Here is a 26,511-nt window from a genome sequence, read left to right as displayed (position 1 = left end):
AGGGCTCCGGACGGTACCGAAGAGACGGCCGCCTGAGATGTGGGTCACATCGGACCGTGCGATGTCACATTCCGGGGCCCTGCCCGGCTCGCAGTAGTGAGCGCGTTTCAACGGGAGGCCCACGCATGACCGAGATCTCCGTACCCGGCACCGACGCCCCGCTCGACGCGGCGACCGGGGTGTTCGTCGACCATCGCGAGCTGCTGTTCGGCGTCGTCTACAACATGCTCGGCAGCGTCGCCGACACCGAGGACGTCCTGCAGGAGACATGGCTCTCCTGGACGGCCCGGGGCGGGGGCTCTCCTCTGGCCGGGGTCGACAATCCGCGCGCCTATCTCGTCCGGGTGGCGGTCAACCACGCGCTGCGCCGCCGTGCCGTGATCAGCCGCCGGCGGGAGACGTACGTCGGCCCGTGGCTGCCCGAGCCGCTGGTCGGTGCGGACACCGAGACCGCCGAGGACCCGGCCCTGCGTTCGGAGTCGGTGTCGCTGGCGATGCTGGTGGTCCTGGAGTCGCTGACGCCGCTGGAACGGGCCGTGTTCGTGCTGGGCGAGGTGTTCGGCTACCCGCATGCCGAGATCGCGGAGATCATCGACCGCTCCCCCGCCGCCGTACGGCAGCTGGCGCACCGGGCCCGGGAGCACGTGCACGCGAGGCGGCCGCGGTACGAGGCGCATCCGCGGGTGCGGCGGGAGGCGACCGAGCGGTTCGTGCGGGCGGCGCTCGGCGGGGACATCGCCGAGCTGATGGAGGTCCTCGCGCCGGACGTCACCGCGTGGACGGACGCGGGCGGCAAGCGCCGGCGGGCGGGCCTGCGCCCGGTGCACGGCCGGGACAAGGTGGCCCGCCTGCTCACGTCCGGGCGGGGCGGTCCGGAGCACCCCGTCTGGCGCTACCGGCGGGTGAACGGCGACGACGCGGCGGTGCTGTTCGACGGCGACGCGCCGTTCGCCGTCCTGGTCCTGGATCTCACCCCGGAGGGCGACCGGGTGCGCGGCATCTATGTGGTGGCCAACCCGGACAAGCTCGCCCACCTGCCCAGGGAGGCGGCGTGAGCGCTGGACGCGGTGAGCGTCTCGCCGACTGGTTCGACGGCCGGCTCGGCATCCACACGCTGGGCAGGAAGTACCTGCGCAAGGTGTTCCCCGACCACTGGTCGTTCCTGCTGGGCGAGATCTGCCTGTACAGCTTCGTGGTGCTGGTCCTCACCGGCGTGTATCTGACGCTGTTCTTCCACCCGTCGATGAACGAGGTGACGTACCAGGGGAGTTACGTCCCGCTGAACGGTGTACGGATGTCCGAGGCGTACGCGTCCACGCTGGACATCAGCTTCGACGTGCGCGGCGGGCTGCTCATCCGGCAGCTGCACCACTGGGCGGCGCTGGTCTTCGTCGCCGGGATGCTGACGCACATGATGCGGCACTTCTTCACGGGCTCGTTCCGCAGGCCGCGGGAGATCAACTGGCTGTTCGGCTGGCTGCTGCTCCTCCTCGGCCTCTTCGAGGGGCTGTTCGGCTACTCGCTGCCGGACGATCTGCTGTCGGGCACGGGCCTGAGGTTCGTGCACGGTGCGCTGCTGTCGGTGCCGATCGTGGGGACGTACCTCGCGATGTTCCTGTTCGGCGGCGAGTTCCCCGGCGACGACATCGTGGCCCGCTTCTACGCGCTGCACGTCCTGCTGATCCCCGGGGTCATGGCGGCGCTGATCGTCGTTCACCTCCTGCTGGTGGTGTACCACAAGCACACCCAGTTCGCCGGGCCCGGACGCACCGAACGCAACGTCGTGGGCGCCCCGTTCATGCCGGTGTACCTGGCGAAGGCGGGCGGCTTCTTCTTCCTGGTGTTCGGGGTGCTCGCGCTGATGGCGGCGGTGGCGACGATCAACCCGGTGTGGTCGTACGGCCCGTACCGCGCCGACCAGGTGTCCACGGGCGCGCAGCCCGACTGGTATCTCGGCTTCGCCGAGGGCCTGGTGCGGATCATGCCCGGCTGGGAGGTCACGCTGTGGGGGCACACGCTGGTGCTGGGCGTGCTGATCCCGATCGTTGTGTTCCCGCTGCTGCTGCTCTTCATCGGCGTGTATCCGTTCCTGGAGGCCCGGTTCACCGGCGACCGGGACGAGCACCATCTGCTGGACCGGCCGCGCAACCGGCCGGTCCGCACGGCGATCGGGGCGGCCTGGATCAGCCTCTACCTGGTGCTGCTGGCGGGCGGCGGAAACGACATCGTGGCGACCCGCTTCCATCTGTCGATCAACACCGTGACGTGGGCGGTGCGGATCGCGGTGTTCGCCGTCCCGGCGGTCGTGTTCGCCGTCACCCGGCGGATCTGCCTCGGCCTGCAGCTGCGCGACCGGGAGCTGGTGGCGCACGGCCGGCCGACCGGGGTGATCAAGCGGCTGCCGCACGGCGAGTACGTCGAGGTGCACGAGCCGCTCGACCGGGCCCGGCTGCACACCCTGACCGCGCATGAACGGCCCGGGGAGCCCGTCGGGCACGAGCCGCGCCGGGCCGTGGCCGGGCCGGTCAGGAATGGGCGCGGCAGAACTCCCGGACGGTCCGGTTGAACGGCTCCGGCGCCTCGACGTTGCTGAGGTGCCCGATGCCGGGGAGCACGACCAGCGTGGCCTGCGGGACCGCTTCGAGGAACTGGTGGGCGACGGGCTCCACGGGTGAGCGCGCGTCGAGCTCACCCCACAGCAGGAGCGTCGGTACCTCGATCTTCGGCAGCAGGTCGCGCTGGTCCGCCTCGGCCATGACGGTGAGCTCGGTCCGCATGCTCCGGGGGCGGGTGTCGGCCGACATCACGGACAGCAGGCGTACCGCTTCGGCGGGTGGCTGCCCGGCGAAGAGGCCCGGCATGGTCGGAGCGAACGCCTCGGCCGGGACCGCGAGCATCCGTTCCGCCCCCTCGACCCGGGACCGCACTTCCGCCGCGGGCAGCGAGCCTTTCCAGCCCGCGTAAGTGTCGGCGAGGAGCAGCGTCCGCACGAGCGCTGGGTGGTTCCGGTACAGCTCCAGCACGACGGTCCCGCCCCAGGACAGGCCGAGGACATGGGCCGGGCCGAGGTCCACGTCGTCGATGACGGCCGCCAGACAGCGGGCGTAGTCGGCCAGGGCGAAGGAGAGCGGTACGTCGGAGGAGCGACCGGCGCCCGGTTCGTCCCAGGCGACGACCGTGAACTCGTCGGCCAGGTCCTCGAACTGGCCGCGGAAGAGCCGGGCGTCCGTCGTGGCGCCGTGCGCGAGCACGAGGGGCGGGCCCCGGCCCGCCCGGTCGTACGCGACCTCGATGCCGTCGACCCGCACCGCTGGCATGACACCAGGCTACGCGCGCGTGCCGGAGGAGTCCTGTCGGCGGACTTCTCCGGCACGCGGCACCGCCGTCCGGTCCTTACCCCTGGTCCGCCACGAAGGAGGCCATGCGGGTCAGGGCGGCGTTCCAGTTGATCGTGTGCTCGTTGGTCGACCAGGACTGGATGTCGTCGATGTAGCAGAACTGACCGACGCATCCCTGGAGTTTGCTCTGTGCGTAGGGGTCCTGGATGCTCGAGTTCGGCCCGCCCGCGAGGGTGCCCTTCGGCGGGCCCGGCTGGTTCGGGTCGAGCTGGCGGGCGTACCAGCGGCTGTGCTGGTTCTGCGCGCTGACCTCGCCGTAGCCGGTGACGTAGGAGATGTTCAGCGCGTTGCGGCCCAGGATGTAGTCCATGCTCTGCAGCGCTGCGTCCCGGTACTTCGAGGCGCCGGTGATGTCGTACGCGGTGGCCAGGACGACCGCGTTGTTGAGGACCTGGTGGCTGGAGCCCCAGTCGTAGGTGTTGCCGTCCAGTGCGTACGGCATGCCGTAGGGGTGTGCCTTGAGGGTGGCCAGGTAGCGGTCGGCGCCCTTGATCACGGACTGGCGCACCTTGTCCCGGCCCGGGAGCTTGCTGGGCACCGTGGCGAGGTCGAGCCGGCCGGCCGCGCCGGTGCGGGCCCAGTCGAAGCCGATCGGCTTGAAGAGGTCGACCGTGTGGACCGGGGACTTCAGGAGATGCTCCTCGAACTGCTTCTCCCCTGTGGAGAGGTACAGCTCGGCCGCCGCCCAGTAGAAGTCGTCGCTGACGTCGCTGTCGGCGTAGGCGCCGCCGCCGATGCCGTCGCTCTCGGAGGCGAGGCGGTCGGGGTGGGCCAGCGCCGCCGACCATGCCTTGCGGGCTGCGGCCAGGGCCTTGCCGGCGAACGTCTTGTCGTAGGGCCGGTAGAGACGTGCGGCCTGAGCGGCCGTGGCGGCCAGGTTCAGGGTCGCGGCCGTGGACGGCGGGTGCAGCTCGCGCTTCTGCGGGTCGTCATGGGGCATCAGCGGCAGGCCGGTCCACTGCTCGTCGTGCATCTTGTGGTGGGCCATGCCGGCCAGCGGCTTGCCGTCGGGCACCTGCATCCTCAGCAGGAACTCCAGCTCCCAGCGGGCCTCGTCGAGGATGTCCGGGACCTTGTTGCCGCTCTCCGGGATGGCGAGCGTGCCGTCGCCGAGCTTGTCCGCCTGCCCGGTGCGGGCGTGCCGCGCGCGTTCGTAGGTGCTCAGCAGCTCCCAGGTGGAGATGCCGCCGTTGACGACGTACTTGCCGTGGTCGCCGGCGTCGTACCAGCCGCCGCTGACGTCGAGGCTGTAGTCGCACACGCCCGTCTGGCAGGGCACCGAGGTGTCGCCCTTGTTGGGTGCCACGCCCACGTGACCGGCCGGGCGGCCGTAGCCGGGCCTCAGGTCGTCGCGTATCGCGAGGCCGCTGCGCTGGGTGTAGTAGTACTTCGCCGAGTCCAGCCGGAGCCGCTCGTAGGCGCTCGCGTCGATGTCGAAGGGCCGGCTGGTCTCGCCGTCGGCGACGAGCGTGAAGCCCGTGCCCTTCCTGCGGAACGAGCCGAAGTCCACCGAGTGGACGTTCTGCCCGGAGGAGGCGTCGACCCCGCGCGGCAGGGTCGTGCCCCGGGCGACCACCGTCCCGGCGGAGTTCTTCAACTGCCAGGGCAGCTTGGCCGTGGCGTCGGTGACCAGGGTGGCGTTCTTCGGCCCGCCCGGCAGATAGGCGACCTGGTTGACGCGGACCCGGGGCCCGGTGTCGGGCTCGTACGGTTCCGGCGCCACGCCGCCGAGCAGCGAGACGTCGTCCATGCAGAAGCGCCAGGCGTCCGCGCTGCCGCCGAGCTGGAAGCCGACCTGGCCCTGAGCCGTGTCGACGGGCGAGGTGAAGGTGTAGGAGTAGGTGTCGCCGGAGACGCTGAGCTGCGGTGACACCTCGTGGTAGGTGTCGTACGGCGACACCGACAGGCCCACGATCGCCCGCACCACATGTCCGGCGGGTGACCCGGTCGCACTGAACGAGAAGCGGTACGACTCCCCCTTCACCAGGGTGATGTCGTTCTGCCCGACGGCGGCGTCCCAGCGGTTGGCGGTGCCGCCGGGGACGTCGGCGCAGAGCCGGCCGTCGGACAGGCCCGCGGTGACGTTGCTGGTCGTCCACCAGGGGTCGGTGGTGGTGTCGAAGGTACCGTTCCTGACCTGCTCGACCTCTTCGGCCCCGGCCGGCGCGGAGGGCAGCGCGGTGAGCGCGGTCGCCAGCAGGGCCGTCAGGGACAGCAGGGCGGTTCTGCGTCGTTTCACGTCTGGGCTCCTCCGGGAGGTGCGGGTGGCGCTCGGGATGGGAGCGCTCCCAGATGCGGACGCAGGCCATGGTTGTGTCTGATGTGACGCCCCGTCAACGGTCCGGACGGGACTGGCTGTTCGCCGCCCGTCCGGACCGTGGGGCCCGGGGGCTCAGACGGCCGGGGCGTCCAGCCGGCTGATGCGGATCGCGCCCCGGGGCTCGCCGGGGTGGCGGCTCGTCAGGGTGAGCCGGATCCGGGAGCCGCGGACGGCCTTGAAGGTGATCACGGTGGGGGCGTCGGAGGCGGTGGCCCAGCCGATCTCGGTGTCCCGCGCGGCCTGCCACGCGCGGCCGTCCCAGACCGCCACCTCGACCGCCGCGGGCAGGCTGTGCGTGGCGTCCACGGTGAAGGACACGTCCACCCGGTCGAAGCCGCGGGTGCGCCCGTGGTCGACCGAGACCCAGTCCTCGGCCCGCGCTCCGTCGAAGGCGGGGAGCAGGGGCGTGGCCTGCTTGAAGAAGCCGTTGGACCAGCCGGTGGCGGGATCTCCGTCGAGCATGGCGGCGGGCAGGGTGTCCGGACGTCCGGAGTAACTGGCGTCCGCGTGCGGGTGGCCGACGGGAGCCGGGTGCTCGGGCTCGAAGACGGCCGGGGCCGTCTCGGCCCGGTCCTCCGCCCGCATGCCGCGTACGGTCGACGTGCCCGGGCGCAGACCGTCGGCGCGGGCCGTCACCTTCACCGGGCCGGCCTTGGTGCCGGACCGGATGATGGCGAGGGCCTTGCCGTGGAAGGCGGTCCGGGTGCTCGCCTGGTAGCGCTCGGCGCTCTCCTGGCGGCCGTTGTCGAGCCCGGCGATGGAGCCGCCCGCCACCTCGAAGGAGAGCAGGTGCTCCGCGTCGGGCACCACCACACCGTGCCGGTCGACGACCTCGGCTGTCACGAAGACCAGGGAACGGCCGTCCGCGGCCAGGGACTTGCGGTCCGCGCTCAGGCGTATCGCGTGCGGCGCTCCGGCCGTGCGCAGCACGTCGGTGGCGACCACCTTGCCGTCCTGCCGTGCGACGGCCTTCAGCTCGCCCGGCGCGAAGGGCACCTTCCACGTCAGATGGAGCTTGCCGGCGCTGCCGTTCGGGCTGGTGTAGCTGCCGGGGTAGGGGCCGTCGGTGAAGGTCTTGTCGTCGCCGGTCGCCTCGGTGGTCTCCAGGTACGCGCGGCCGTCGACGGTCTTCTTGGTGTCGAACCGCCGTACGCCCAGGGACTTTCCGTTGAGGTACAGCTCGACGCTGTCGACGTTCGCGTACGCCCAGACCTCGACCATGTCGCCCTTGTCGTGGTTCCACGTCATGGGCAGCAGATGGACCATCGGCTCGCTGACCCACTGGCTCCGGAACAGGTGGTACATGTCCTTCGGGAAGCCCGCCGTGTCGACCGCGCCGAAGAAGGACGCCTTGACCGGGAAGACGTCGTAGGGCGTGGGTTCGCCGATGTAGTCGATGCCCGACCAGAGGAACTGCCCGGCGAACCACTTGCGGTCCCGGTCCTTCTTGTGGCCGTACTCGCCGCTCATGGTCCAGGAGGCGAGGTTGTTGTCGTAGGAGGAGGTCGCGCGCCTGCCCGGTGTGTGGTTCTCACCGGTGTTGAGGTGCTCCGGCTCCTGGTAGGCGCCGCGGGTGGAGGTCTCCGAGGAGGACTCGGACTCGAAGAGGAACAGATGCGGGTAGGCCGCGTGCAGCTGGTCCACGGACTTGGCGGTGTTGTAGTTGAGGCCGAGGCCGTCCAGCTTGGCCAGCATCAGGTCGGCCGCGGAGCCCTTGGCGGGCAGGCGGCGGTACTTGTCGGAGCCGATGACCAGCGGCCGGGTGTCGTCGGCGGCCCTGATCGCCTCGATGATCCGGTCGGCCATGGCGAGGCCCGCGGTGGAGGTGGAGTCGGGGACCTCGTTGCCGATGGACCAGCTCAGCACGGCGGGCGAGTTGCGGGCCGCCAGCACCATCTCGGTGGCGTCCCTCTCGCACCACTCGTCGAAGAAGCGGCCGTAGTCGTACCGGTTCTTGCCGGTGCGCCAGCAGTCGAACGCCTCCACCAGCATGACGACGCCCAGCTCCTCGCAGACCTGGATGACCTCGGGTGCGGGCGGGTTGTGGGAGGTGCGCAGGGCGTTGACGCCCATGGACCGCATGATCTCCATCTGGCGGCGGACGGCGTCGATGCTGACGGCGGCGCCGAGCGCGCCCAGGTCGTGGTGGAGGTCGACGCCCTTGATCTTGTGGTGGGTGCCGTTGAGGAAGAAGCCCTCGTCCGGGTCGAAGCGGAAGGTGCGGAAGCCGAAGACCGTGCGGTAGGTGTCGGTGGTTCTGCCGCCGACGCGCAGTTCGGTGTGCAGGGTGTAGCGGTGGGGTGTCTCGAAGTCCCACAACTCGGGTCGCCGGACCGTGAGTTCCTGGGTCTCGGTCCGCTCGCCGGTGACGGCCGCGGTGGTGGAGGTACGGGCGACGGTCCGGCCCTTGCGGTCGACGATCCGGGAGACGACCTCGACGTCCGTGCCCGCGCCCGAGGCGTTGACGACGGATGTGCCGACCCGTACGACGGCACGTTCGGCGGAGATCTCGGACGTGGTGACGCGGGTGCCCCAGCGGGCCACGTGCACCGGCTCGGTGATCACCAGGCGGGCCTCGCGGTAGATGCCGCTGCCCGAGTACCAGCGGCTGCTGGGGAGCTGGTTCTGGACCTTGACGGCGATCACGTTCTCGGTGGTGCCGTCGGTGTTGACCAGGTCGGTGAGGTCGAGAGCGAAGCCGGTGTAGCCGTAGGGGTGGCGCCCGGCCTCCTTGCCGTTGCAGTAGACGGTGGAGTCCATGTAGACGCCGTCGAACTCCACCGAGACGCGCTTGCCGGCCAGGGCGGGCGGCAGGGTGAAGGCCAGGCGGTACCAGCCGAGACCGCCGGGCAGGAAGCCGGTGCCGCTGGTGGTGCCGTGCTCGGTGGTGGGAGTCTGCTCGATGCTCCAGTCGTGCGGGACGGCGGTCTCGCGCCACCGGGAGTCGTCGTAGCCGGGAAGGTGGGCGTCGGCGTAGGCACCGGTCGGGTCGGTGAGGCCGCCCGGGTTCACCAGCGCGAAGCGCCAGCCGTCGCGCAGTGCGACGGTCCGGCGGCCGGACGCGCCGCGCGCCCCCCCGGCGGCCCACGCCTCCGGGGTGCCCAGCAGCGCTCCGGCCGCCGGCGCGGCCGCGGAGGCGAGCAAGACCGATCTGCGAGTGACCGACATGGCGGCTCTCCCTCATTAGGGCCCAGAAGTACTCACAACTAATCGTGAACAAACAGATTCTGTCGATGCGTCACACACGGCCGTCAAGGGTGCGGAAGCGTCCTTCTGTCTCACGGGTCGCTTCGGCCGGATTTGCGCCTTGCCCCCGCCGGGGAGGCGGCACGGGGGTTACCGGTCCACGCCGGGCGCCTACGGACTACGCTGGAACTCAACTGACCTCCCTGTTCACTGTGAGTGTCCGCATGGAGTCGCGACGATGAGTCCGGACGAGGCGTTCGACGATGGCGTGGCCGCACGTGCCGTCATCGCCGTCGACGGCACGCTCACCGAGTGGAGCGAGGGCGCCCGCCGTCTGCTGGGCCACACGGCCGCCGAGGTCGTGGGACGCCCGGCCGCGGCGCTGCTGGCCGACGGCGCCGACCCGCCGTCCGTGCCGGACGACTCCCGCTGGAGCGGCACACTCACCCTGCGGCATCGCGACGGCCACCCCGTGTCCGTGTGGGTGCTCGCCCACCGCAGACCGCCGGACGGAGCGGAGACGACCGACTGGCTCGCGGTGTCCCCTCCGGAGGCGCCCGGCCAAGGCCTTCCGGACGACCCGCTGATCCGCATGGCCCTGACCCAGTCGCCCTGCGCCACCATGGTCTTCGACGAGCGGCTGCGGCTGCGCGGCGTCAACGACGCCATGGCGGACCTCCTGGGACTGCCCGCCGGGCGGATGCCGGGCCTGAGGCCCACCGACATCGGCAGCCGGCCGCAGAACTCCGAGCTCGAAGAGCATCTGCGCCGGGTGCTGAGCACCGGCCGGCGGCAGGACATGCAGACGTACATGAAGGCCACAGGCGAGAACCGGGGTGCGCACGCCTGGCTGGCCCGGATGGCACCGCTCACCGACAGCACCGGCCAGGTGCGGGGCGTGTGCGTGACCGCCCACGACTTCTCCGACCAGTACCGGTCACGGGAGCGGCTGCAGCTGGTCAACGAGGCGAGCGTGCGCATCGGCACCACCCTCGACGTCACCCGTACGGCCCAGGAGCTGGCGGACGTGAGCGTCCCGGCGCTCGCCGACTTCGTCAGCGTCGACCTGCTCGACCCGCAGGAGCACGGCGGCGAGTCCGCCGGGCCGCCGGCGCCGCCCGTGCATCTGCGCCGGGCAGCCCACCAGTCGGTCAACAAGGGCAGCCCGGAAGCCGTCGCCGAGCCCGGGCAGGTCGACGTCTACCCGGCGAACTCCCCGCAGGCCGCCTCACTGGTCGCGGGGCACACGGTCGTGGCCTCGGGCTCGTCCGGCGACCTCGAGCGGTGGCTCGCCTGGGACCCGGTCCGCTTCCAGCGGGTCCGCGAGTTCGGCATCCACTCCACGATGTCCGTCCCGCTCCAGGCCCGGGGGACGACCCTCGGAGTCGCGGTCTTCACCCGCTTCCGGCGCCCCGAGGCGTTCACCGACGACGACGTGCTGCTGGCCGAGGAGGTCACGGCGCGGGCGGCCGTCTGCATCGACAACGCACGCCGCTACTCCCGCGAGCGCGAGACGACCCTCACGCTGCAGCGCAGCCTGCTGCCCCGCACCCTGCCGCACACGGCGGCGATGGAGGCCGCCTCCCGCTATCTGCCCGCCATCCGCTCCGGCGTGGGCGGCGACTGGTTCGACGTGATCCCGCTGTCCGGGATGCGAGTCGCCATGGTCGTCGGCGACGTCGTCGGCCACGGCATCCAGGCCTCGGCCACCATGGGTCGGCTGCGCACCGCCGTCCGCACCCTCGCCGACATCGACCTGGCCCCCGACGAACTACTCACCCACCTCGACGACCTGGTCGTCCGGCTCTCCCAGGAGTCCGGCGGGGACAACGACGCCGGAGAGGTGGGCGCGACCTGCCTGTACGCGGTGTACGACCCGGTGTCGCGGCGCTGCGACCTCGCCCGGGCGGGGCATCCGCTGCCCCTGCTGGTGCCGCCGGACGGTCCGGCACAGCAGCTCGACCTGCCCTCGGGTCCCCCGCTGGGTGTCGGCGGGCTGCCGTTCGAGTGCGCCGAGGTCGAGCTGCGGGAGGGCAGCGTCCTGGCGTTCCACACGGACGGGCTGCTCGTGAGCCGCGAGCGGGACGTCGATGCGAGCAGCCGGATGCTCCGCGAGGCGCTGTCGGTGCCCTCCGCCTCCCTGGACGAGACCTGCGACCGCGTGCTGCACACCCTGCTCCCGCCGGGCGGCTCCAGCGACGACGTGGCCCTGCTGCTGGCGCGCACCCGCGGCCTGCCGTCCGCCCAGGTCGCCACCTGGGACATCCCCGCCGACCCGGCGCTGGTGGCCCCCATCCGCAAGCAGGTCGTCGACCAGCTCGAACGCTGGGAGATGGTCGAGGCCACGTTCACCGCCGAGCTGGTCGTGAGCGAGCTGGTCACCAACGCCATCCGCTACGGCGCCCCGCCCATCCGGCTGCGGTTGATCCATGACGAGGCCACGCTGATCTGCGAAGTGTCCGACACGAACCACACGGCACCGCACCTGCGCCGGGCCAAGACCTGGGACGAGGGCGGCCGCGGTCTGCTTCTGGTCGCCCAGCTCACCCAGCGATGGGGCAGCAGGCACACCGCCGAGGGCAAGACGATCTGGGCGGAGCTGACTCTGCTCGGCGACGAGATCTGAGCGATCCGCACTCGGCCGGGCCGGCGGGCCGTGCGGCCGGCGCCGGGCGGGAGTTCCTGACGGCGTCCACGGCGGGCAGCGGCCCCTGACCAGGACAGCAGGGCCGCCGAAGGTCTCTTACCCGCGCCTGGTTTCATGAGCGGGCACGACCTGATCACGTCCCGGAGGACCCGCCCTGAACACCCCGCTCGCCGAAGTCCTGTCCGTGACGCTGCTGGCCGCCGTGCTGATCTGGGCCGTCGCCCGCCCGAAAGGCCTGCCCGAAGCCGCGCTGGCGGTGCCGGCCGCCGGGCTCGCCATCGCGCTGGGAGTGATCTCGCCGGACCACGCCTGGGAAGAGGTCCAGCGGCTGGGGCCCGTGGTCGGCTTCCTCGCGGCCGTGCTGGTACTCGCCCACTTCTGTGACGTCGAGGGGCTGTTCACGGCGTGCGGGACGTGGATGGCCCGCTGGGCGGCGGGGCGCCCCGCGCGGCTGCTGACCGCGGTGTTCGCGCTGGCGTCCGTCATCACGGCCGTGCTCAGTCTGGACGCCACGGTCGTCCTGCTGACTCCGGTGGTGCTGGCGACCGCGACCCGCATGGGCGTGCAGGCCCGGCCGCACCTGTACGCGTGCGCCCATCTGTCGAACACCGCCTCGCTGCTGCTGCCGGTCTCCAACCTGACGAATCTGCTGGCCTTCACGGCGAGCGGGCTGAGCTTCACCCGCTTCGCGGCCCTGATGGCGCTGCCCTGGCTGGTCGCGATCGCCGCCGAGTACCTGGTGTTCCGGCGCTTCTTCGACGACGAACTGGCGGCGCCTCTCCCCTCCCCGGGCCCCGCGCCGCACCCCGAGCCGCTCCCGCTGTTCGCCCTGGTCACGGTCGGCTGCACGCTCGCCGGGTTCGTCGTGGCCTCCGCCGTGGGGATCGCGCCGGCCTGGGCCGCGCTGGCCGGCGCGCTGGTGCTGGCCGGGCGGGCGCTGGTGCGGCGGCGGGCGACGCCCCTGACGGTGGTGCGGTCCGCCGCCCCGGCCTTCCTGGCGTTCGTGCTCGCGCTCGGCGTCGTGGTGCGCGCGGTCGTCGACCACGGGCTCGCCGACGCGCTGCGGCGGGTCCTGCCCGACGGGGCGGGCCTGCTCACGCTGCTGGGCGTGGCGGCGCTGGCCGCCGTCCTGGCCAACCTCATCAACAACCTGCCCGCGGTGCTGGTGCTGCTGCCCCTGACCGCCGGGGCGGGTCCCGGCGCCGTGCTGGCGGTACTGCTCGGGGTGAACATCGGCCCCAACCTGACCTACGCCGGATCGCTGGCGACCCTGCTGTGGCGGCGGATCGTGCAGCAGCACGGGCACCGGGCCGGGCTCGGGGAGTTCACGCGGCTCGGGCTGCTCGCCGTACCGGCCGCGCTGGTGCCGGCCGTGGTGGCCCTGTGGCTGTCGCTCACCGTCGTCGGGGCCTGAGCGCACGCCCGGTCAGCGGCGGCCGCCTCCGCCGTAGCCATAGCCATAGCCATAGCCGCCGTATCCGTAGCCGGGGTAGCCGTATCCCGGGTTGCCGTACCCGCCGTCCTCATCGCAGTAGTAGCCGTAGCGGTCGCAGGACGGGTCGGTGGTGGCCGGGCTGGTCGGCGTCGGCGGCGGGGCCGGGGAGGTCGCGGACGGCGTCGCCTTGGGCGCGGGCGTCTTCGACGGTGTGGGGGTGGGGGTCGGCGTGGGCGTGGGGCGGGGGGCCGGAACGGCGGCGGCGTTCCAGTTGACGGCCTCCAACTGGAGATCGGCCTTCGAGGTGTCGATCACCCAGCGCTGGGCCTCGTCGTCCGCCCGGGCCTTGACGACCAGGGATCCCGAGCCGTCGGTCGCGGCCGGAGCCAGGGCGAGGTCCTGGTCCCAGCGGGGCACCAGGGCGCCCTGGAGGGTGAAGTCGTAGCGGATGTTCTTCGGGTCCGGCCGGGACGCCCCCGTGCAGGGAGCCAGCCGTACCGAGTAGCCGAGCTGCGAGTCCAGGCACAGGTCGGGGGCGGCGCCGTTGCGCAGCAGCCCGTCGGTCTCGTACGTCCACTGCTGGGCGGCGTCCGCGGAGCAGGCCGTGAGTTCGGCCTCCCCCTTCTCGACGGCCTTCTTGCCGTCGATGCCCACGCACAGGCCCGAGGCGACGTTGTGCAGCCGCCCGCGCAGGGCGCCGTTCTCGGCGTCGTCCGCCCCGGCCCAGGACGGGTCGGTGGTCACCTCGCCCGCGTCCGAGTCGGGTGCCTCCCCGGCGGGCCGGTCGGGACCGGCCGGGGCGCCGTCGCCGGAGTTGCCGGTGGACCACAGGACCAGTGGCAGGACGACGAGGCCGCTGACGGTCAGGATGCCCGCGGTGAGGTTGCGCCGCCGGGCGGCACGGCGGGCCGCCTTGTGGGCGGATCGTCCGGATCGTCGGGCGGCGGTTCTGGGGCCTTCGGGCCGGGCGGCCGGGGGTGCGGTGAGGAGTGGTGGGGCGGTCCCGAGTGGTGTGGTGACGGGTGGGACGGCGAGGCGCGCGCGGACCGGGACCGGAGGCGGGGCTGTGGCCCCGGCCGCGTCCGCGCGCCCCGTTCTGACCCCCGCTCCTGTGCCCGCTCCTGCTCCTGCTCCTGCTCCAGGAGGCGGCGGCACGGCCGCCGGACCACCCGGGTCGGTGAACGACTCCCCCACCGTGCCGGCGAGGGCGACGGGATCCGGGAAGACCTCAAGCGCGGCACCGGCCGGATCGGGGAAGACGTCACGCGCGACATCCACCGGATCGCGGGACACCTCACGCGCGACACCCACCGAATCCCGGAACACCTCACGCGCGACGCCCACCGGATCCGGGAACACCCGGTCCGGATCGGGAAAGGCCTCTCGGGCCGGACCGGCCGGTCCCGGGACGGCCGCCGCACCGGCCACTCCCCCGCTGCCGCCGACGGCTGTCGTCCCCGCGTGACGCACCCGGCTCTCCGCGTAGGCCCGCCCGCCCCAGCCCAGCACCGCCTCCGACAGGGCGGCGCCGAGGGCGTGGTTGAACGGGTCGAGCTGGTCGGCGGCGGCGCTGCAGTGCCCGCAGCCCTCGATATGCGCGCGTAGATCGGGGTCGATGTCGAGGCCGCCGCGTCGGTACGTCACGTCGAGCAGGCGCAGATAGCGCCGGCAGTCCTCGTCGGGGGCGAGTTCGCGGTGCAGCTGGAGGCACTCCTCGCGCAGCCGGTCCCGGGCCCGGCCCAGTTCGACGCGTGCGCCCTCCTCGTCCAGGCCGAGCAACCCGGCCGGGGAGGTGAGCGGTTCGGCCTCGACCTCGACGTGCCACAGCAGGCAACGGGCGGACTGGGGCAGCCGCCGGAAGGCCCCGGACAGCAGGCGTCGGCGCTGCGACGGCAGCAGCCGGGAGGCGGGCCGCTCCCCCTCGCCGGTCCCGGCCAGCAACTCCGGGTGGAGCATGTCGTGTCTGTGGTCACCGGCCCACTCGGCCGCGATACGCCGTACGGTGACGAGCAGATGGGGCCGCCATGCGGAGGTCGGGCCGTTCTGCCGGAGGGTCTCGCCGAAGAGCCGGGTGAAAGCCGCGGTGGTGAGCATTCCCGCGGAGCGCGGGCCGTCGGTGCACAGCCGGGCGTAGGCGAAGGCCGCCTCCCAGTGCCGGTCCAGCAGTTCGCCGACGGGATGAAGTGCGGGCGTCGCCCCGGTCCACTTCCTGAGCTCCGCGCTCAGTTGCTCGTCCGTCGCGCCGAACCTGCGGGCCGGGGCCGGAGAATTCGACGGGCCTGCGTCTTTCACGGCTGCATTCCTCTCAAGGACATGCGGAATAAAGTCCATACCAAGGGGTATGCCGGCATGTCAGCCTTGCGCATACGAAAGAAAGGCGTGATGTGAGCACGCCGACAGGGCACACCTTTGCACAGGTCAGCGACAGGGAACAAGCGATCTCACGGTTTCGTGCATTGCGTGCGGCGCCAGCGCCTTTTGACAAAATGTCAATCAAGGGAGCGAAAGGCATTTCCGTGCTGTCTGCCCCCTTTATCGGCCCACATTTTCCTGCCTCCGGCAGCCGCCCGGAAACCATTGAGCCGCCGCCTGAACAGCAGCTCACAGCGTCGGCCGCCTTCTCCGCACCGGCCTTCCGGGGCGTCCCGCGGAACCAATAGCGGTGCTCAGGCGGGCGGATCGCCGCGCGTCGTACGGTAGGCCCCGGGCGGTGCCCCGTAGCGCTCGCGAAAGGCTCGGTTGAAGTGGAACGGGCTGACGAAGCCCGACGCCGCGGCGACGCGTTCCACCGGCAGGTCGGTGCTCTCCAGCAGCCGGGCGGCGTGGCGCAGCCGTGCCTCGCGCAGGGCACGCATGGGTGACTGGCCGAGTTGCCGGCTGAACAGATGGGCGAAGCGGGACGGCGACAGCGCGACGTCCCCGGCGAGCGAGCGGACGGTGTGCGGGGCGCCCGGGTCGGCGTCGATCAGCTCCTGGGCGCGGCGGATCCGTGCGTCGAGGCCGGGCCGGGGCGCCGTCGGCCGGGCGCCGGGGGTGGTGAGGAGGACGATCTCCTCCAGGGCGCACAGGGCCAGTTCACGGGCCGCGCTGCCGTGCGCCACGGCGACCTGCCCGTCCGGAGGCGCCGCGTCGGGCGGTGCCTCGGTGCCGGTCCAGCGGGCGTCGGCGTGCATCCGCCGGAACGCCGCCCCCACGCGGCCGTGCACCCCGGCCGGGGCGGAGGTGACGACGTACATCCCGTCGCCGGCGTCGTACGGCCGCAGCCACGCGGCCCAGGACGGGCGGGCCTGGCAGTGGGCCCACCAGAACCGCCAGTGCCGGGCACAGGGTTCGACGGCGTAGCCGTGCGCGACGCCCGGGGCGAGGACGACCAGGTGGCCGGCGTCGGCCGAGGTCCGCGCACCGCCCTGCCACAGCCGTCCCCGGCCTGCGGTGGTCCAGGTGAAGAGCCAGCTCGCGGATCCGTGCGGCCGGTTGACGCCGTAACCGGGGGGCTGGTCGAAGTGACCGAGCACGACCAGCCCGGGCGGCGGGGCGGGATCCCCGGTACCCCCGGTGTCGCCGTGCTCAGCAGTGTCGGGCAATCCGTCAGCACGCACGGGCATCCTCCTGGACGGCTGGGCGGCCTAGCGTTTCGAACCGAGGACACTTGACCGAGGAGTGCGTTCATGACAGTCACGGGCAACGGCGCCGCCGGCGCTTCCATCCTGGACCCCGCCGGGCTCCGGCGGTACCGGGAGGGATTCGAGGAGAACGGTTTCACGGTGGTGCGCGGGCTCTTCGGGGCCGACGAGGTCGAGCGGCTGTGCGGCGAGTTCGCGGCGCTGCGGGCGGCCGGTCCGGTTCCCGGGCACTTCGAGCCGCGCGCGGCGGACGGGCCGGGCGCGGATCCGCTGCACGTCTGGCCCCGGGTGATGCACCCGCACGAGATCAACGGCCTCGCGCGTGAGGTCCTGCTGGACGCCCGGCTGCGGACGGTTCTGGAGGTTCTCCTCGGGGAGGAGGTGCTGGCCGCGCAGAGCATGTTCTACTTCAAGCCGCCGGGGGCCCGGGGGCAGGCGCTGCACCAGGACAACTTCTATCTGCGGGTGGAGCCGGGGACGTGCGTGGCGGCGTGGGTGGCCTGCGATGTGATCGACCGGGAGAACGGCGGGCTGGAGGTCGTGCCGGGCACACACCTCATGGACCTGTTCTGCCCGGAGACGGCGGACTCGGATGTGTCCTTCGCCCGGGAGTACGTTCCGCCGCCGCCGGGGCTGGCGCCGGTGCCGGTGGACATGGCGCCGGGGGATGTCCTGTTCTTCAACGGGAGCCTGGTGCACGGGTCGCAGCCGAACCGGTCGGCCGAGCGGTTCCGGCGCTCGTTCATCGGGCACTACGTGGGGCGGTCGACGGAGCGGATCGGGCGGTTCTACCGGACGCTGGCGATGAGCGGGGCGAGGGTGGAGCTGGCGGAGAGCGAGGGGGCGGGCCCCTGCGGGACGGAGTTCGCGCCGCAGGGGCCCCACTGACCTGCGAGACGTACGTTCCGCAGGGCCCCACAGACCTGGGAGACGTACGTTCAGTGCCCGGCGACCGGCGACGGGATGGGGGCCGTACGGACGCTCCGATTCCTCCAGCCCCTTGTCGCCCAGCCGGATCTCCACGGCCTCCACCGCGTCCTCCGGATGCCGGGCTTGGCGGCGCCGGCGATCGGGGCGGTGCCTGACGGGCCGTCATCGTTGCTGCCCCCAGGTGACCGGACGGCGTGGGAGCAGCCGGGCGGGCGAGCCGCTGCCGCATTCTCGGCGCAGGTGACCGGTGCCGGGCCGGTCCGTTGCGTACGGCGTTCGGGAGGACTCGTGGCGGTACGACGGAGGACACTCAGGATCCTGACCGGCGCGGCGGCGGCGTCCGTCGCTCTCGCCTCGACCGCCTGGAGCCGCCCGGCCCCGCCGCAGCCCGCAGTGCGGGCACCGGCGGCCGGCGCGGCGGCCACCCTGTGCGCGCCCGCGGGCGTGCTGCGCGGCGACGACGGCGAGCGGGCCGCCGTCAGCCTGTGCGCGGGCAGCGGCACCCCGGTGATGGCGGTCTCGGCGCCCGCGACCTGCCGCCGGCCCGGGGCGTCCGTCCGGTACGCCTGCCTGACCTCCGGCACCTGGACGGCGAGGCGCGACGGCGCGAGGGTGGCCTCCGGCACCCTGCCCGGATCGCAGCCCTATCCCGGCCCCGGGACCTACGACGTCACCGCCACGGTGCACGTCCGCTCCGCGCCGGACGGTGTGGACCTGCGCGGCACGGTCCGGGCCACGCTCACCCTGACCGCGCCGAAGCAGCGGCCCACGCATCGCGTCGAGGTCGACCGGACCACCCTGAGCCGTGGCAGCACCACCACGCTGACGTACCGGGTGTACCGCGACAGCGAGCAGGGCGACGGCAGCGCGCGGTTCGGGCTGATCGGCGAGGAGAGCACGGGGGTGCGGATCAGCACCGAGGACGCCCGGTGCGTCAACCCGCTCGTCGGCAGCCATCCGTCGAAGGCCCGGCTGACGCACTCCGTGGACTGTGCGCTCACCGAGCTCCAGCCCGGACGCCCGGCCACCGTGCGCGTCCGGGTCACCACGGCCGCGACCTGCTCGACGGTGGTCTCGAAGCTGGGCTACTGGACGCCGCGCGGGCAGGCGCTGTACACCGGCGGCATGGTGGAGGGGCCGACGGTCGGCTGCGACTGACCGGCGGCCACGTCCGACCAGGTCCAGGACCCACTCCCACCCGGACTCACTGGACGGGGAAGGTGTCCCCGCGCTCCGCCTGCGGCCGTGGACCGTGGATGCGGCGCTCCTCCTCCTCGATCGGCAGGTCGTTGATGCTCGCCTCGCGGCGGGTCATCAGGCCGTGCTCGTCGAACTCCCACAGTTCGTTGCCGTAGGAACGCCACCACTGCCCGTCGCCGTCCCGGCACTCGTACTGGAAGCGGACGGCGATGCGGTTGCCGTCGAAGGCCCACAGGTCCTTGCGCAGCGCGTACTCCTGCTCGCGCTCCCATTTAAGGGTCAGGAACGCGGCGATCTCGGCGCGGCCGGTGACGAACGTGTCGCGGTTGCGCCAGACGGAGTCCGCCGAGTAGGCGAGGGAGACCTTGTGCGGGTCGCGGGTGTTCCAGGCGTCCTCGGCGGCCTGGACCTTCTGTGCGGCGGTCTCGCGGGTGAAGGGCGGCAGCGGTGGGCGGTCGGTCATGAATCCTCCCCGGCAACAAGGGAGAACGAGCGTTCTCCACCAGGCTGCTACCGTAGGAGAACGCTCGTTCTCGCGTCAAGGAGGGTCGTACATGGACAGCGCGGTGGCCCGGGAGCGCGCACTGGACGCCGCCGAGGAACTGTTCTACGGGCGGGGTGTGCACTCCGTCGGCATGGACGACGTCCGCGGCACCTCCGGGCTCTCGCTCAAGCGGCTCTACCAGCTGTTCCCGGCCAAGGAGCACCTGGTGGAGGCTTATCTGGAGCGGCGCGACACGCGCTGGCGTGGGGAGCTGACCGAGTACGTCGAGCGGCACGGGGAGCCGCGGGAGCGGATCCTGGCCGTCTTCGACTGGCTCGGCGGGTGGTTCGGTGAGCCGGGCTTCCGCGGCTGCGCGTGGCTCAACGCGTACGGCGAGCTGGGGGCCACCTCTGCGCGCGTTGCCGCCCAGGTGCGCGCGCACAAGCGGGCGTTCCGGGAGTACCTCGGCTCGCTCGTGGCGACGGCGGGGCTGCCCGACGCGCTGGCCGGGCAGCTGTTCCTGCTGGCCGAGGGTGCCATGGTCACGGCGGGCGTCTCCAGGAGCGCCGAGCCCGCGGCCGAGGCGCGTGAGGCGGCCCGGCGGCTCCTGGACGCCGTGTGAGAGCGGGGGTCAGCTCACCGTCTCGGACACGGTGATGGCGCTGACCGGGCAGGCGCGGGCCGCCTCCCGCAGCAGCGGGCTGCCGCTGCCCTCCCCGCCGGGCAGCAGGGTGCTGTAGCCGTCGTCGTCCTGGGTGAACACGTCCGGGGCGGTCAGGGCGCACTGGCCCGCGCCGATGCAGACGTCCTTGTCGATGTCGATGTGCATGGGTGGAAGCCTCTTACCAGGTCACGGGGAGTTCCAGCATCCCCTGGATCGTGTCGCCCGGTTTGAAGGGGATCTCCTCGGCCGGGGCGGCCAGGCGCAGGGTGGGCAGCCGGTCGAAGAGGCTGTGCAGGGAGATCTCTAGCTCGGCGCGGGCGAGGTTCTGGCCGAGACACTGGTGGATGCCGAAGCCGAACGCGACGTGGTGACGGGCCGGGCGGCTCCAGTCGAGTGTGTCCGGCTCGGGGTAGACCGTCTCGTCGCGGTTGATGACGGAGGTCGCGAAGACCACGCCCTCGCCCTCGCGGATGGTCGTCCCGGCCACCTCGATGTCCTCGACGGCCAGGCGCAGCATGCCGTCCGCGATCGACAGCATCCGCATCAGCTCCTCGACCGCGGCCGGCAGCAGCCGCGGGTCCGCGCGCAGTTCGGCGAGCCGCTCGGGGTGCCGGAGCAGGGTGAAGGTGCCGAGCGAGATCATGTTGGCGGTCGTCTCGTGGCCCGCGACCAGCAGGATGAGAGCCATGGCGATCAGGCCCTCGCGGTCCAGTCCGCCCTCGCGCGGCTGCCGGTGGACCAGGTCGTCCAGCAGGCCGGTGCCGGGGTCCCGCTGCTTGATGTCGATCAGCTCGCCGAAGTACGTCTCCAGCCGGTCGCGGGCGTCGAGCACGTCGGCGGTCTCCGGGCCGCGCAGCAGCCGTCGGGACTGGGTCTCGAAGAAGTCGTGGTCGGCGTACGGGACGCCCAGCAGGGCGCAGATCACCATGGACGGCACGGGCAGCGCGAAGGCGCTCACCAGGTCCGCGCCGGGGCCCTCGGCGATCATCGCGTCGAGCCGTTCGTCCACGATCTGCTGGATGCGTGGCCGGAGTTCGACGGCCCGCTTGAGGGTGAAGTCCCCGACGACCATCCGCCGCTGGGCGCGGTGCTCGGGGTCGTCGACGCCCAGCAGGGCCGTTCTGCGGTTGCGGATCCCGGCGAAGCGCTGGGTGGGGGCGGGGAAGCCGGGCCGGTCGCGGTCGGACGACAGACGCGGGTCGGCCAGCAGCGCGCGGGCGGTGGCGTGCCCGCTGACCAGCCAGGCCTCGCGGCCGTCGAAGAGGGTGATCCGGGTCAGGGGACGCTCGGCGCGCAGGGAGTCGTAGGCGGCGGGCGGGTGGTAGGGGCAGGTCCGGCTCTGGGGGAAGACGACGGGTGCGGTCGTGTCCGTCATGAAGACCTCGCAGACGAGTAGTGCGTCGTGCCGATCTTCATTAGATGCCCCAGGCATCTATGGGGCGACGCGAAGTTCGGCCACATCGGTGGCGGCGGCGATATGGCCGGGGAATGCCGTCTTCCCGTTCGAACACCGGGGGGGCGAGGCCGTGTCGCGGGGCGCGCGCCCTTGCCCCGGCACGGGTGCGGCGACGCCGATTCGAAAACCGGTTGTCGGTGCGGCGGGGCAGGCTCCAGGATCCAGCCATGCCTACGTTCACTGTGCCCGTGCCGCTGTCCGTCGCCGCTCCCGCCGCGCGCCGGCAGCAGCAGTCGGGCCGCAGGGGGGGACCGACGCCGCCGCGGTCATGACGGCCGCGCTCGTCGCGGGGCTGCTCGCCGGGTACGGCATCGCCGTACCCGTGGGCGCCGTCGGGACCTACCTCGTCTCCCTCACCGCCCGCACCTGCCTGCGCACCGGCGTCTGCGCCGCGCTCGGCGTCGCCACCGCCGACGGGCTCTACGCCCTGGCGGCCACGCTCGGGGGCACCGCCCTGGCGTCCGCGCTGCGGCCGGTGCTCGGGCCGCTGCGGTGGCTCTGCGTGCTGGTGCTGCTCGCGCTGGCGGCATGGGGCGCGGTCACCGCCGTGCGCGAGTACCGCGGCCACCGGCTCGCGACCCGCGCCTCCCCCGCTCCCCCGAGCCCCGCCCGGGCCTATCTGGGCCTGCTGGGCATCACCCTGCTGAACCCCACCACCGTCATCTACTTCGCCGCCCTCGTGCTCGGTTCCCAGGCCTCGGGCCCAGCCGGTCCTCTGGAGCAGGGCGTGTTCGTGCTGGCCGCCTTCGCCGCTTCCGCGAGCTGGCAGGTGCTGCTGGCCGGGAGCGGGGCCCTGCTGGGCCGCGCGCTGACCGGTCATCGGGGGCGGCTGGCGACGGCCCTGGCGGCGAGCGGGGTGATGACGGCTCTGGCCGTGCGGATGGCGCTCGCGCCGGAATGAGATCGTTTTCCGGCCGGATCCGCGGGGTGCGGATGATTCCCGGGGGCACGGGTGTTGATGGCAGGTGGCGATGAGCCGCGAACGCGACGATGGGACGGATGCCATGCCTCTTGAGGGCGAGTACGAACCCAGCCCGACGCAGTGGGTGCGCAACCAGGTGGAGCTGTACGAGAGCTCCGGCGGTACGGAGGGGACGACGCTGCAGGGCTCGAACATGCCGGTCGTCGTCCTGACCTCACGGGGTGCCAGGAGCGGAAAGCTGCGCAAGACACCGGTGATGCGGGTGGAGCACGAAGGGCGTTACGCCGTGGTGGCCTCCCTCGGCGGATCGCCGAAGCACCCCGTCTGGTACTTCAATCTGCGGGCCGACCCGCACGTGGAGCTTCAGGACGGGCCGGTGAAGCGGGACATGACCGCCCGTGAGGTCACGGGCGAGGAGAAGGCAGCGTGGTGGGAGCGGTCCGTCGCGGCGTACCCGGCGTACTCCGACTACCAGAAGAAGACGGACCGCGAGATACCCGTGTTCGTCCTGGAGCCGGGCGAGACCGGCTGAGACGCGGGCCGGCTGCCCGGTGCCGGCAGCCGGCGGAAAATCTTCCTCCCCCGTGCGTGTGAACCCGCACCGACGGGGCACGCGAGGTTCAGGCCGAGGAATATCTGGTCCGCCTCGGGCACCGTCCGGGCGATGGATCGCTTGATGCGGACGGCGACCTCCTCCACGCGCTCGCTGTCCAGGCCGGGTACCAGGTCGACGCGGGCCGCCACCAGGGTCGTGTCGAGTCCGGTCTTCATCGTGAACAGCGCTTCCACACTGTCGATCTCGGGCTGCGCCCGCAGCAGCGCGTGGATCCGCCCGCTCGACTCCGGGTCGGCCGCCTCGCCGATCAGCTGGTCGCGGGCCTCGCGGCCCAGCCGGAAGGCCACGTAGACCAGCAGCGCGCCGATCGCGAGCGAGGCCGACGCCTCCCACACCACCTGGCCGGTGACCATGTGCAGCGCCATGCCCGCGATGGCCAGGGTGACGCCGAGCACCGCGGTGCCGTCCTCGGCGACGACCGTGCGCAGGGCCGGATCACGCAGCCCCGCACCCGTGCCGCCCTGCCGGCGCACCTGGTACAGCGCCCGCAACAGCGAACCGCCCTCCGCGAGGAGGGCGATTCCCAGCACGACCAGGCCGGCCACATAGCCGCCGAGATCCTCCGCCGAATCGCTCGTCAGGGCCTCGAAGCCCTGGAAGAAGGAGAAACAGCCGCCCATGACGAAGATCCCGACGGCCGCGAGGAGCGACCAGAAGAACCGCTCCTTGCCGTAGCCGAAGGGATGGCGCCGGTCGGCGGGGCGGCGGCTGCGGCGCAGGGCCGCGAGCAGGAACACCTCGTTCAGGCTGTCGGCCACCGAGTGGGCCGCCTCGGACAGCAGGGCGGGTGACCCCGCCGCGAGGCCGCCGACGGCCTTGGCCACGGCGATCACCAGATTCGCCGCGAGCGCCACCAGCACGGTGACGCGTGTCCTGTGATCACTTCCTTCATCACTCACCCACGCCGATTGCCCCGGTCGGCGGTGCTCACACCGTGCCGTCAGCGGAAAACGGGGAACGCGTTCACCAGGGTCCACGTACGGCAAGGAGGTCACCCCCATGAGCCGCGACGACGGCGACGACGGCAACACCGACTACGGAAGGAGGGCGTTCAAACGGTCCAAGGCGCATTTCGCGGACCGGATCACGGCGGACGGCCGGGACGGCTGGCCGGTGGAGGCCGACCGCTACCGTCTGGTCGTCAGCCGGGCCTGCCCGTGGGCGAGCCGGTCGCTGGTCTCCCGGCGGCTGCTCGGCCTGGAGGACGCCCTGTCCCTGGCCGTCGCCGACCCCATCCAGGACGACCGCAGCTGGCGCTTCACGCTGGACGAGGACGGTCGCGACCCGGTCCTCGGCATCCGCCTTCTCAGCGAGGCCTACGACCGCCGCGAGAGCGACTACCCCGGCGGTGTCAGCGTGCCGGCGATGGTGGACGTGCCCAGCGGGCAGCTGGTGACCAACGACTACCAGCAGCTCACCCTCGATCTCGCGACCGAGTGGACGGCCCTGCACCGGGACGGCGCGCCCGACCTGTATCCGGACGCGCTGCGCGACGAGATCGACGAGGTGATGACGGACGTCTACGAGGACGTCAACAACGGTGTCTACCGAGCGGGTTTCGCCACCGGGCAGGAGGAGTACGAGGCCGCCTGCTCGGGCGTGTTCCGGCGGCTGGAGCTGCTCGCGGGGCGGCTGGAGCGGCAGCGGTACCTCGTCGGCGACACGATCACCGAGGCGGACATCCGGCTGTTCACCACGCTGGTCCGCTTCGACGCGGTCTACCACGGCCACTTCAAGTGCAACCGCTGGAAGCTGACGGAGAACCAGGTGCTGTGGGCGTACGTCCGCGACCTGTACCAGACGCCCGGGTTCGGTGACACCGTCGACTTCGACCACATCAAACGCCACTACTACCAGGTGCACACGGGCATCAACCCGACCCGTGTCGTCCCGCTGGGCCCGGACCCGTCCGGTTGGCAGGCCCCGCACCACCGCGAGGAGCTGGGCGGCCGGCCGTTCGGTGACGGCACACCGCCCGGGCCGGTCCGCGCCGAGGAGCGGATCCCGACGGCGCACACACCCTGACCCCTTCATCCCCCTCAGCGACCAAGGAGTTCCCGTGGCAAAGAAGAAGAAGATGTCCCTCGCGTACCAGCCCCTCGGGTTCGTGCTCGGCTGGTCGGGCGGCTGGCTGGCCGGGCTCGCCTTCCGCAAGACGTGGATGGCGATCCGGCACGAGGAGGACGCGCCCGACGCGCTGGACAAGGACCGCGGCTGGGGCGAAGTCCTGCTGGCCGCCGCGATCCAGGGCGCCATCTTCGCGGTGGTGCGCAGCGCCGTGGACCGCGCGGGCGCCAAGGCCATCGAGCGTTCCACCGGCACCTGGCCGGCCGGCGAGAAGGGCGGCCGGGACTGACGGCCACGCGGCCCTGCCCGGCGGCTGCCGGGCAGGGCCGGCCCGCCCTCAGCCGTTCACCTTGATCGTTTTCAATAAGCTCAGCGGCGCAGGCCGCTTTCCGGCACTGCGCCTCGGTGGGTCTCGGGTGGTTCCGCTCGGTGTCGCCTTCGTGGCCCTCGTGGTCCAGTCGGGCATTCTCGCCGGCACGGCCGTCCACGTGGCCCTGGCCAGCACCCTCTTCACGGCCTGACTCGGGTCCGGCCGTTGCCGGCGACCGGCTGAACCTCTCGCTCAGCCCTGCTTGGGTGCCGTCGGCGCGGTGCGGCGCAGGGTGAAGGAGTGGCCTGCCGGGTCGGCGTAGCCGCGCTCCTCCAGGGGGCCCGAGGGGTCCTTGGCCTCCAGGGGGCGGCCGCCGAGGCTGATGACGCGGCGTTCCACCGCGTCGAGGTCGTCCACCACGAACTCCAGATGGGCCTGCAGGGAGTTCTCGGGGCGGGGCCAGCTGGGCGGGGTCGCGTTGACGTCCCGGCGCAGTGCGATCCGGAAGCCGTCGGCGCTCTTGATCTCCACCCGGTTGGCGGTGGCGTCCGACTCCTCCCCCTCCAGCAGTTCCTTGTAGAACACGGCGAGCTTCTCGGGCTCGGCGCAGTCGAGCACGAGGACCCCCGCTTTCACCAGTGCCATGTCTCCTCCGCAGGATTCCGGCCGCGGGGCGGTCGTGCCCCGCGGATCCGTACCTTGCGGATATCCCGGTCCGGCGGATTCAGTCGGCCTTCAACCACCGTCCGTCGCACTTGAGTTCACGGCCGTCGAGTTCGTCGGCCTCCCGCCAGGCCTGCACCCGCCGTGGCACGACGCGGAAGTAGAGGTACGGCGTGGCGAGTCGGCGAGGGTCGAACCCGGTCTTGGCCGCGAAGAGTTCGGCGTCCTGCTCGGTCAGCTCGCCGGGCTGGACCGTCTCGACGGCGCCCTCGACGAGGACGACGTCACGGGTCGGCCCGATGCCCAGCCGGGCCCGGCCGGACGCGGCGAGGTTCAGTGTGGCGTTCCGCGGTTCCGGAGGCTCGGTGGACGAGCCGGTACCGGGTGAGGGACGAGGGAGTATACGCAGCTCATGCGCTTCGGGCAGTAACGGAGATCACGGCAGGGTCACGGAATGGCTTATTCACGTCGTGGGCAGCCTCGTACCGCTTCTCGGTTCAACTTTCGGACCGCGAAACCCAGTTCGAGTGTGCGGGCGGTCACGGCACCGTCCGCCAGCAGGGGTGGGGGGACTCTGCGTTCCGTCTCCC

21 protein-coding genes and 1 pseudogene are annotated in these 26,511 nt (G+C 72.3%); 11 read left to right on the top strand and 11 right to left on the bottom strand.

Annotated features, from left to right (window positions below; translation table 11 throughout):
• Window positions 1-125: 125 nt before the first annotated feature.
• On the top strand, window positions 126-1,055 hold the full coding sequence (locus tag CEB94_RS37475; protein WP_175436383.1) for a sigma-70 family RNA polymerase sigma factor: 930 nt from the start codon (window positions 126-128) through the stop codon (window positions 1,053-1,055).
• A complete protein-coding gene (qcrB, locus tag CEB94_RS37470) occupies window positions 1,052-2,566 on the top strand; it encodes a cytochrome bc1 complex cytochrome b subunit (RefSeq protein WP_175436382.1) in 1,515 nt (504 codons plus the stop codon). Before CEB94_RS37475 ends, qcrB begins: the two co-directional genes overlap by 4 nt.
• Here the strand turns inward: qcrB and CEB94_RS37465 are convergent.
• The 3 genes from CEB94_RS37465 to CEB94_RS37455 form a co-directional block, all read right to left on the bottom strand.
• A complete protein-coding gene (locus tag CEB94_RS37465; RefSeq protein ID WP_175436381.1) occupies window positions 2,526-3,317 on the bottom strand; it encodes an alpha/beta fold hydrolase in 792 nt (263 codons plus the stop codon). The two genes, qcrB and CEB94_RS37465, sit on opposite strands and share 41 nt — an antisense overlap.
• A 76-nt stretch (window positions 3,318-3,393) precedes the next feature.
• Complete coding sequence (locus tag CEB94_RS37460; RefSeq protein WP_175436380.1) at window positions 3,394-5,637, bottom strand: glycoside hydrolase family 9 protein; 2,244 nt, start codon at window positions 5,635-5,637, stop codon at window positions 3,394-3,396.
• A 153-nt stretch (window positions 5,638-5,790) separates the two neighbouring features.
• Complete coding sequence (locus CEB94_RS37455; RefSeq protein WP_175436379.1) at window positions 5,791-8,886, bottom strand: glycoside hydrolase family 2 TIM barrel-domain containing protein; 3,096 nt, start codon at window positions 8,884-8,886, stop codon at window positions 5,791-5,793.
• A gap of 256 nt (window positions 8,887-9,142) precedes the next feature.
• Between CEB94_RS37455 and CEB94_RS37450 the strand changes: the two genes are divergently transcribed.
• Together CEB94_RS37450 and CEB94_RS37445 are read left to right on the top strand one after the other, a co-directional pair.
• Entirely contained in the window at window positions 9,143-11,530 is a 2,388-nt protein-coding gene (locus CEB94_RS37450) for a SpoIIE family protein phosphatase (RefSeq protein ID WP_175436378.1), read from the top strand.
• A gap of 175 nt (window positions 11,531-11,705) precedes the next feature.
• Window positions 11,706-12,965 (top strand): SLC13 family permease, encoded by a 1,260-nt coding sequence (locus CEB94_RS37445; RefSeq protein ID WP_175437333.1) that lies wholly within the window; start codon window positions 11,706-11,708, stop codon window positions 12,963-12,965.
• A 12-nt stretch (window positions 12,966-12,977) separates the two neighbouring features.
• On the opposite strand, the gene CEB94_RS37440 is transcribed toward CEB94_RS37445, so the two are convergent.
• Window positions 12,978-15,278 carry a ricin-type beta-trefoil lectin domain protein gene (locus CEB94_RS37440; RefSeq protein WP_246112037.1) on the bottom strand — a complete coding sequence of 767 codons (2,301 nt, stop codon included), beginning with the start codon at window positions 15,276-15,278 and terminating at the stop codon, window positions 12,978-12,980.
• A gap of 374 nt (window positions 15,279-15,652) precedes the next feature.
• Window positions 15,653-16,591, bottom strand: a complete 939-nt coding sequence (locus CEB94_RS37435; RefSeq protein ID WP_175436376.1) for a helix-turn-helix domain-containing protein — start codon at window positions 16,589-16,591, stop codon at window positions 15,653-15,655.
• A 63-nt stretch (window positions 16,592-16,654) separates the two neighbouring features.
• On the opposite strand from CEB94_RS37435, the gene CEB94_RS37430 reads away from it, so the two are divergent.
• Together CEB94_RS37430 and CEB94_RS37425 are read left to right on the top strand one after the other, a co-directional pair.
• On the top strand, window positions 16,655-17,497 hold the full coding sequence (locus CEB94_RS37430; RefSeq protein WP_175436375.1) for a phytanoyl-CoA dioxygenase family protein: 843 nt from the start codon (window positions 16,655-16,657) through the stop codon (window positions 17,495-17,497).
• A gap of 330 nt (window positions 17,498-17,827) precedes the next feature.
• On the top strand, window positions 17,828-18,697 hold the full coding sequence (locus CEB94_RS37425; RefSeq protein ID WP_175436374.1) for a hypothetical protein: 870 nt from the start codon (window positions 17,828-17,830) through the stop codon (window positions 18,695-18,697).
• Window positions 18,698-18,743: 46 nt separating this feature from the next.
• On the opposite strand, the gene CEB94_RS37420 is transcribed toward CEB94_RS37425, so the two are convergent.
• Window positions 18,744-19,202: a nuclear transport factor 2 family protein gene (locus tag CEB94_RS37420; protein WP_175436373.1), complete on the bottom strand. Its 459-nt coding sequence runs from the start codon at window positions 19,200-19,202 to the stop codon at window positions 18,744-18,746.
• Window positions 19,203-19,293: 91 nt separating this feature from the next.
• Here CEB94_RS37420 and CEB94_RS37415 point away from each other — a divergent pair, with 91 nt between their 5' ends.
• Complete coding sequence (locus tag CEB94_RS37415; protein WP_175436372.1) at window positions 19,294-19,845, top strand: TetR/AcrR family transcriptional regulator; 552 nt, start codon at window positions 19,294-19,296, stop codon at window positions 19,843-19,845.
• Window positions 19,846-19,854: 9 nt separating this feature from the next.
• Here the strand turns inward: CEB94_RS37415 and CEB94_RS37410 are convergent, their stop codons facing one another.
• Both CEB94_RS37410 and CEB94_RS37405 read right to left on the bottom strand, forming a co-directional pair.
• Window positions 19,855-20,052 carry a ferredoxin gene (locus CEB94_RS37410; RefSeq protein ID WP_175436371.1) on the bottom strand — a complete coding sequence of 66 codons (198 nt, stop codon included), beginning with the start codon at window positions 20,050-20,052 and terminating at the stop codon, window positions 19,855-19,857.
• 13 nt (window positions 20,053-20,065) lie between these two features.
• Complete coding sequence (locus tag CEB94_RS37405; RefSeq protein ID WP_175436370.1) at window positions 20,066-21,262, bottom strand: cytochrome P450; 1,197 nt, start codon at window positions 21,260-21,262, stop codon at window positions 20,066-20,068.
• Window positions 21,263-21,611: 349 nt separating this feature from the next.
• Between CEB94_RS37405 and CEB94_RS37400 the strand changes: the two genes are divergently transcribed.
• On the top strand, window positions 21,612-22,244 hold the full coding sequence (locus CEB94_RS37400) for a LysE/ArgO family amino acid transporter (RefSeq protein WP_175436369.1): 633 nt from the start codon (window positions 21,612-21,614) through the stop codon (window positions 22,242-22,244).
• A 103-nt stretch (window positions 22,245-22,347) separates the two neighbouring features.
• Entirely contained in the window at window positions 22,348-22,797 is a 450-nt protein-coding gene (locus tag CEB94_RS37395) for a nitroreductase family deazaflavin-dependent oxidoreductase (protein ID WP_175437332.1), read from the top strand.
• On the opposite strand, the gene CEB94_RS37390 is transcribed toward CEB94_RS37395, so the two are convergent.
• Window positions 22,734-23,741: a cation diffusion facilitator family transporter gene (locus CEB94_RS37390; protein WP_425472562.1), complete on the bottom strand. Its 1,008-nt coding sequence runs from the start codon at window positions 23,739-23,741 to the stop codon at window positions 22,734-22,736. The genes CEB94_RS37395 and CEB94_RS37390 overlap by 64 nt on opposite strands.
• A 139-nt stretch (window positions 23,742-23,880) precedes the next feature.
• Between CEB94_RS37390 and CEB94_RS37385 the strand changes: the two genes are divergently transcribed.
• Both CEB94_RS37385 and CEB94_RS37380 read left to right on the top strand, forming a co-directional pair.
• Window positions 23,881-24,906 (top strand): glutathione S-transferase family protein, encoded by a 1,026-nt coding sequence (locus CEB94_RS37385; RefSeq protein ID WP_175436368.1) that lies wholly within the window; start codon window positions 23,881-23,883, stop codon window positions 24,904-24,906.
• Between the two features lie 34 nt (window positions 24,907-24,940).
• Complete coding sequence (locus tag CEB94_RS37380; protein ID WP_030845173.1) at window positions 24,941-25,237, top strand: DUF4235 domain-containing protein; 297 nt, start codon at window positions 24,941-24,943, stop codon at window positions 25,235-25,237.
• 273 nt (window positions 25,238-25,510) lie between these two features.
• Here the strand turns inward: CEB94_RS37380 and CEB94_RS37375 are convergent, their stop codons facing one another.
• Window positions 25,511-25,903: a VOC family protein gene (locus tag CEB94_RS37375; RefSeq protein WP_175436367.1), complete on the bottom strand. Its 393-nt coding sequence runs from the start codon at window positions 25,901-25,903 to the stop codon at window positions 25,511-25,513.
• A gap of 79 nt (window positions 25,904-25,982) precedes the next feature.
• Window positions 25,983-26,255, bottom strand: a pseudogene (locus tag CEB94_RS41370) (pyridoxamine 5'-phosphate oxidase family protein); the annotation flags it as partial.
• Window positions 26,256-26,511 lie beyond the last annotated feature (256 nt).

This window comes from Streptomyces hawaiiensis (genome assembly GCF_004803895.1).
GTDB classification, from domain to species: domain Bacteria; phylum Actinomycetota; class Actinomycetes; order Streptomycetales; family Streptomycetaceae; genus Streptomyces; species Streptomyces hawaiiensis.
This window is presented reverse-complemented; position numbering and strand designations above follow the sequence as displayed.

Coding starts and splice junctions, on each gene's coding strand:
- CEB94_RS37465 (WP_175436381.1), bottom strand. CDS start 3,317: ATGCCAGCGGTGCGGGTCGACGGCATCGAGGTCGCGTACGACCGGGCG.
- CEB94_RS37410 (WP_175436371.1), bottom strand. CDS start 20,052: ATGCACATCGACATCGACAAGGACGTCTGCATCGGCGCGGGCCAGTGC.
- CEB94_RS37435 (WP_175436376.1), bottom strand. CDS start 16,591: ATGCCCGTGCGTGCTGACGGATTGCCCGACACTGCTGAGCACGGCGAC.
- CEB94_RS37415 (WP_175436372.1), top strand. CDS start 19,294: ATGGACAGCGCGGTGGCCCGGGAGCGCGCACTGGACGCCGCCGAGGAA.
- CEB94_RS37420 (WP_175436373.1), bottom strand. CDS start 19,202: ATGACCGACCGCCCACCGCTGCCGCCCTTCACCCGCGAGACCGCCGCA.
- CEB94_RS37395 (WP_175437332.1), top strand. CDS start 22,348: ATGCCTCTTGAGGGCGAGTACGAACCCAGCCCGACGCAGTGGGTGCGC.
- CEB94_RS37385 (WP_175436368.1), top strand. CDS start 23,881: ATGAGCCGCGACGACGGCGACGACGGCAACACCGACTACGGAAGGAGG.
- CEB94_RS37455 (WP_175436379.1), bottom strand. CDS start 8,886: ATGTCGGTCACTCGCAGATCGGTCTTGCTCGCCTCCGCGGCCGCGCCG.
- CEB94_RS37475 (WP_175436383.1), top strand. CDS start 126: ATGACCGAGATCTCCGTACCCGGCACCGACGCCCCGCTCGACGCGGCG.
- CEB94_RS37405 (WP_175436370.1), bottom strand. CDS start 21,262: ATGACGGACACGACCGCACCCGTCGTCTTCCCCCAGAGCCGGACCTGC.
- CEB94_RS37375 (WP_175436367.1), bottom strand. CDS start 25,903: ATGGCACTGGTGAAAGCGGGGGTCCTCGTGCTCGACTGCGCCGAGCCC.
- CEB94_RS37450 (WP_175436378.1), top strand. CDS start 9,143: ATGAGTCCGGACGAGGCGTTCGACGATGGCGTGGCCGCACGTGCCGTC.
- CEB94_RS37400 (WP_175436369.1), top strand. CDS start 21,612: ATGACGGCCGCGCTCGTCGCGGGGCTGCTCGCCGGGTACGGCATCGCC.
- CEB94_RS37430 (WP_175436375.1), top strand. CDS start 16,655: ATGACAGTCACGGGCAACGGCGCCGCCGGCGCTTCCATCCTGGACCCC.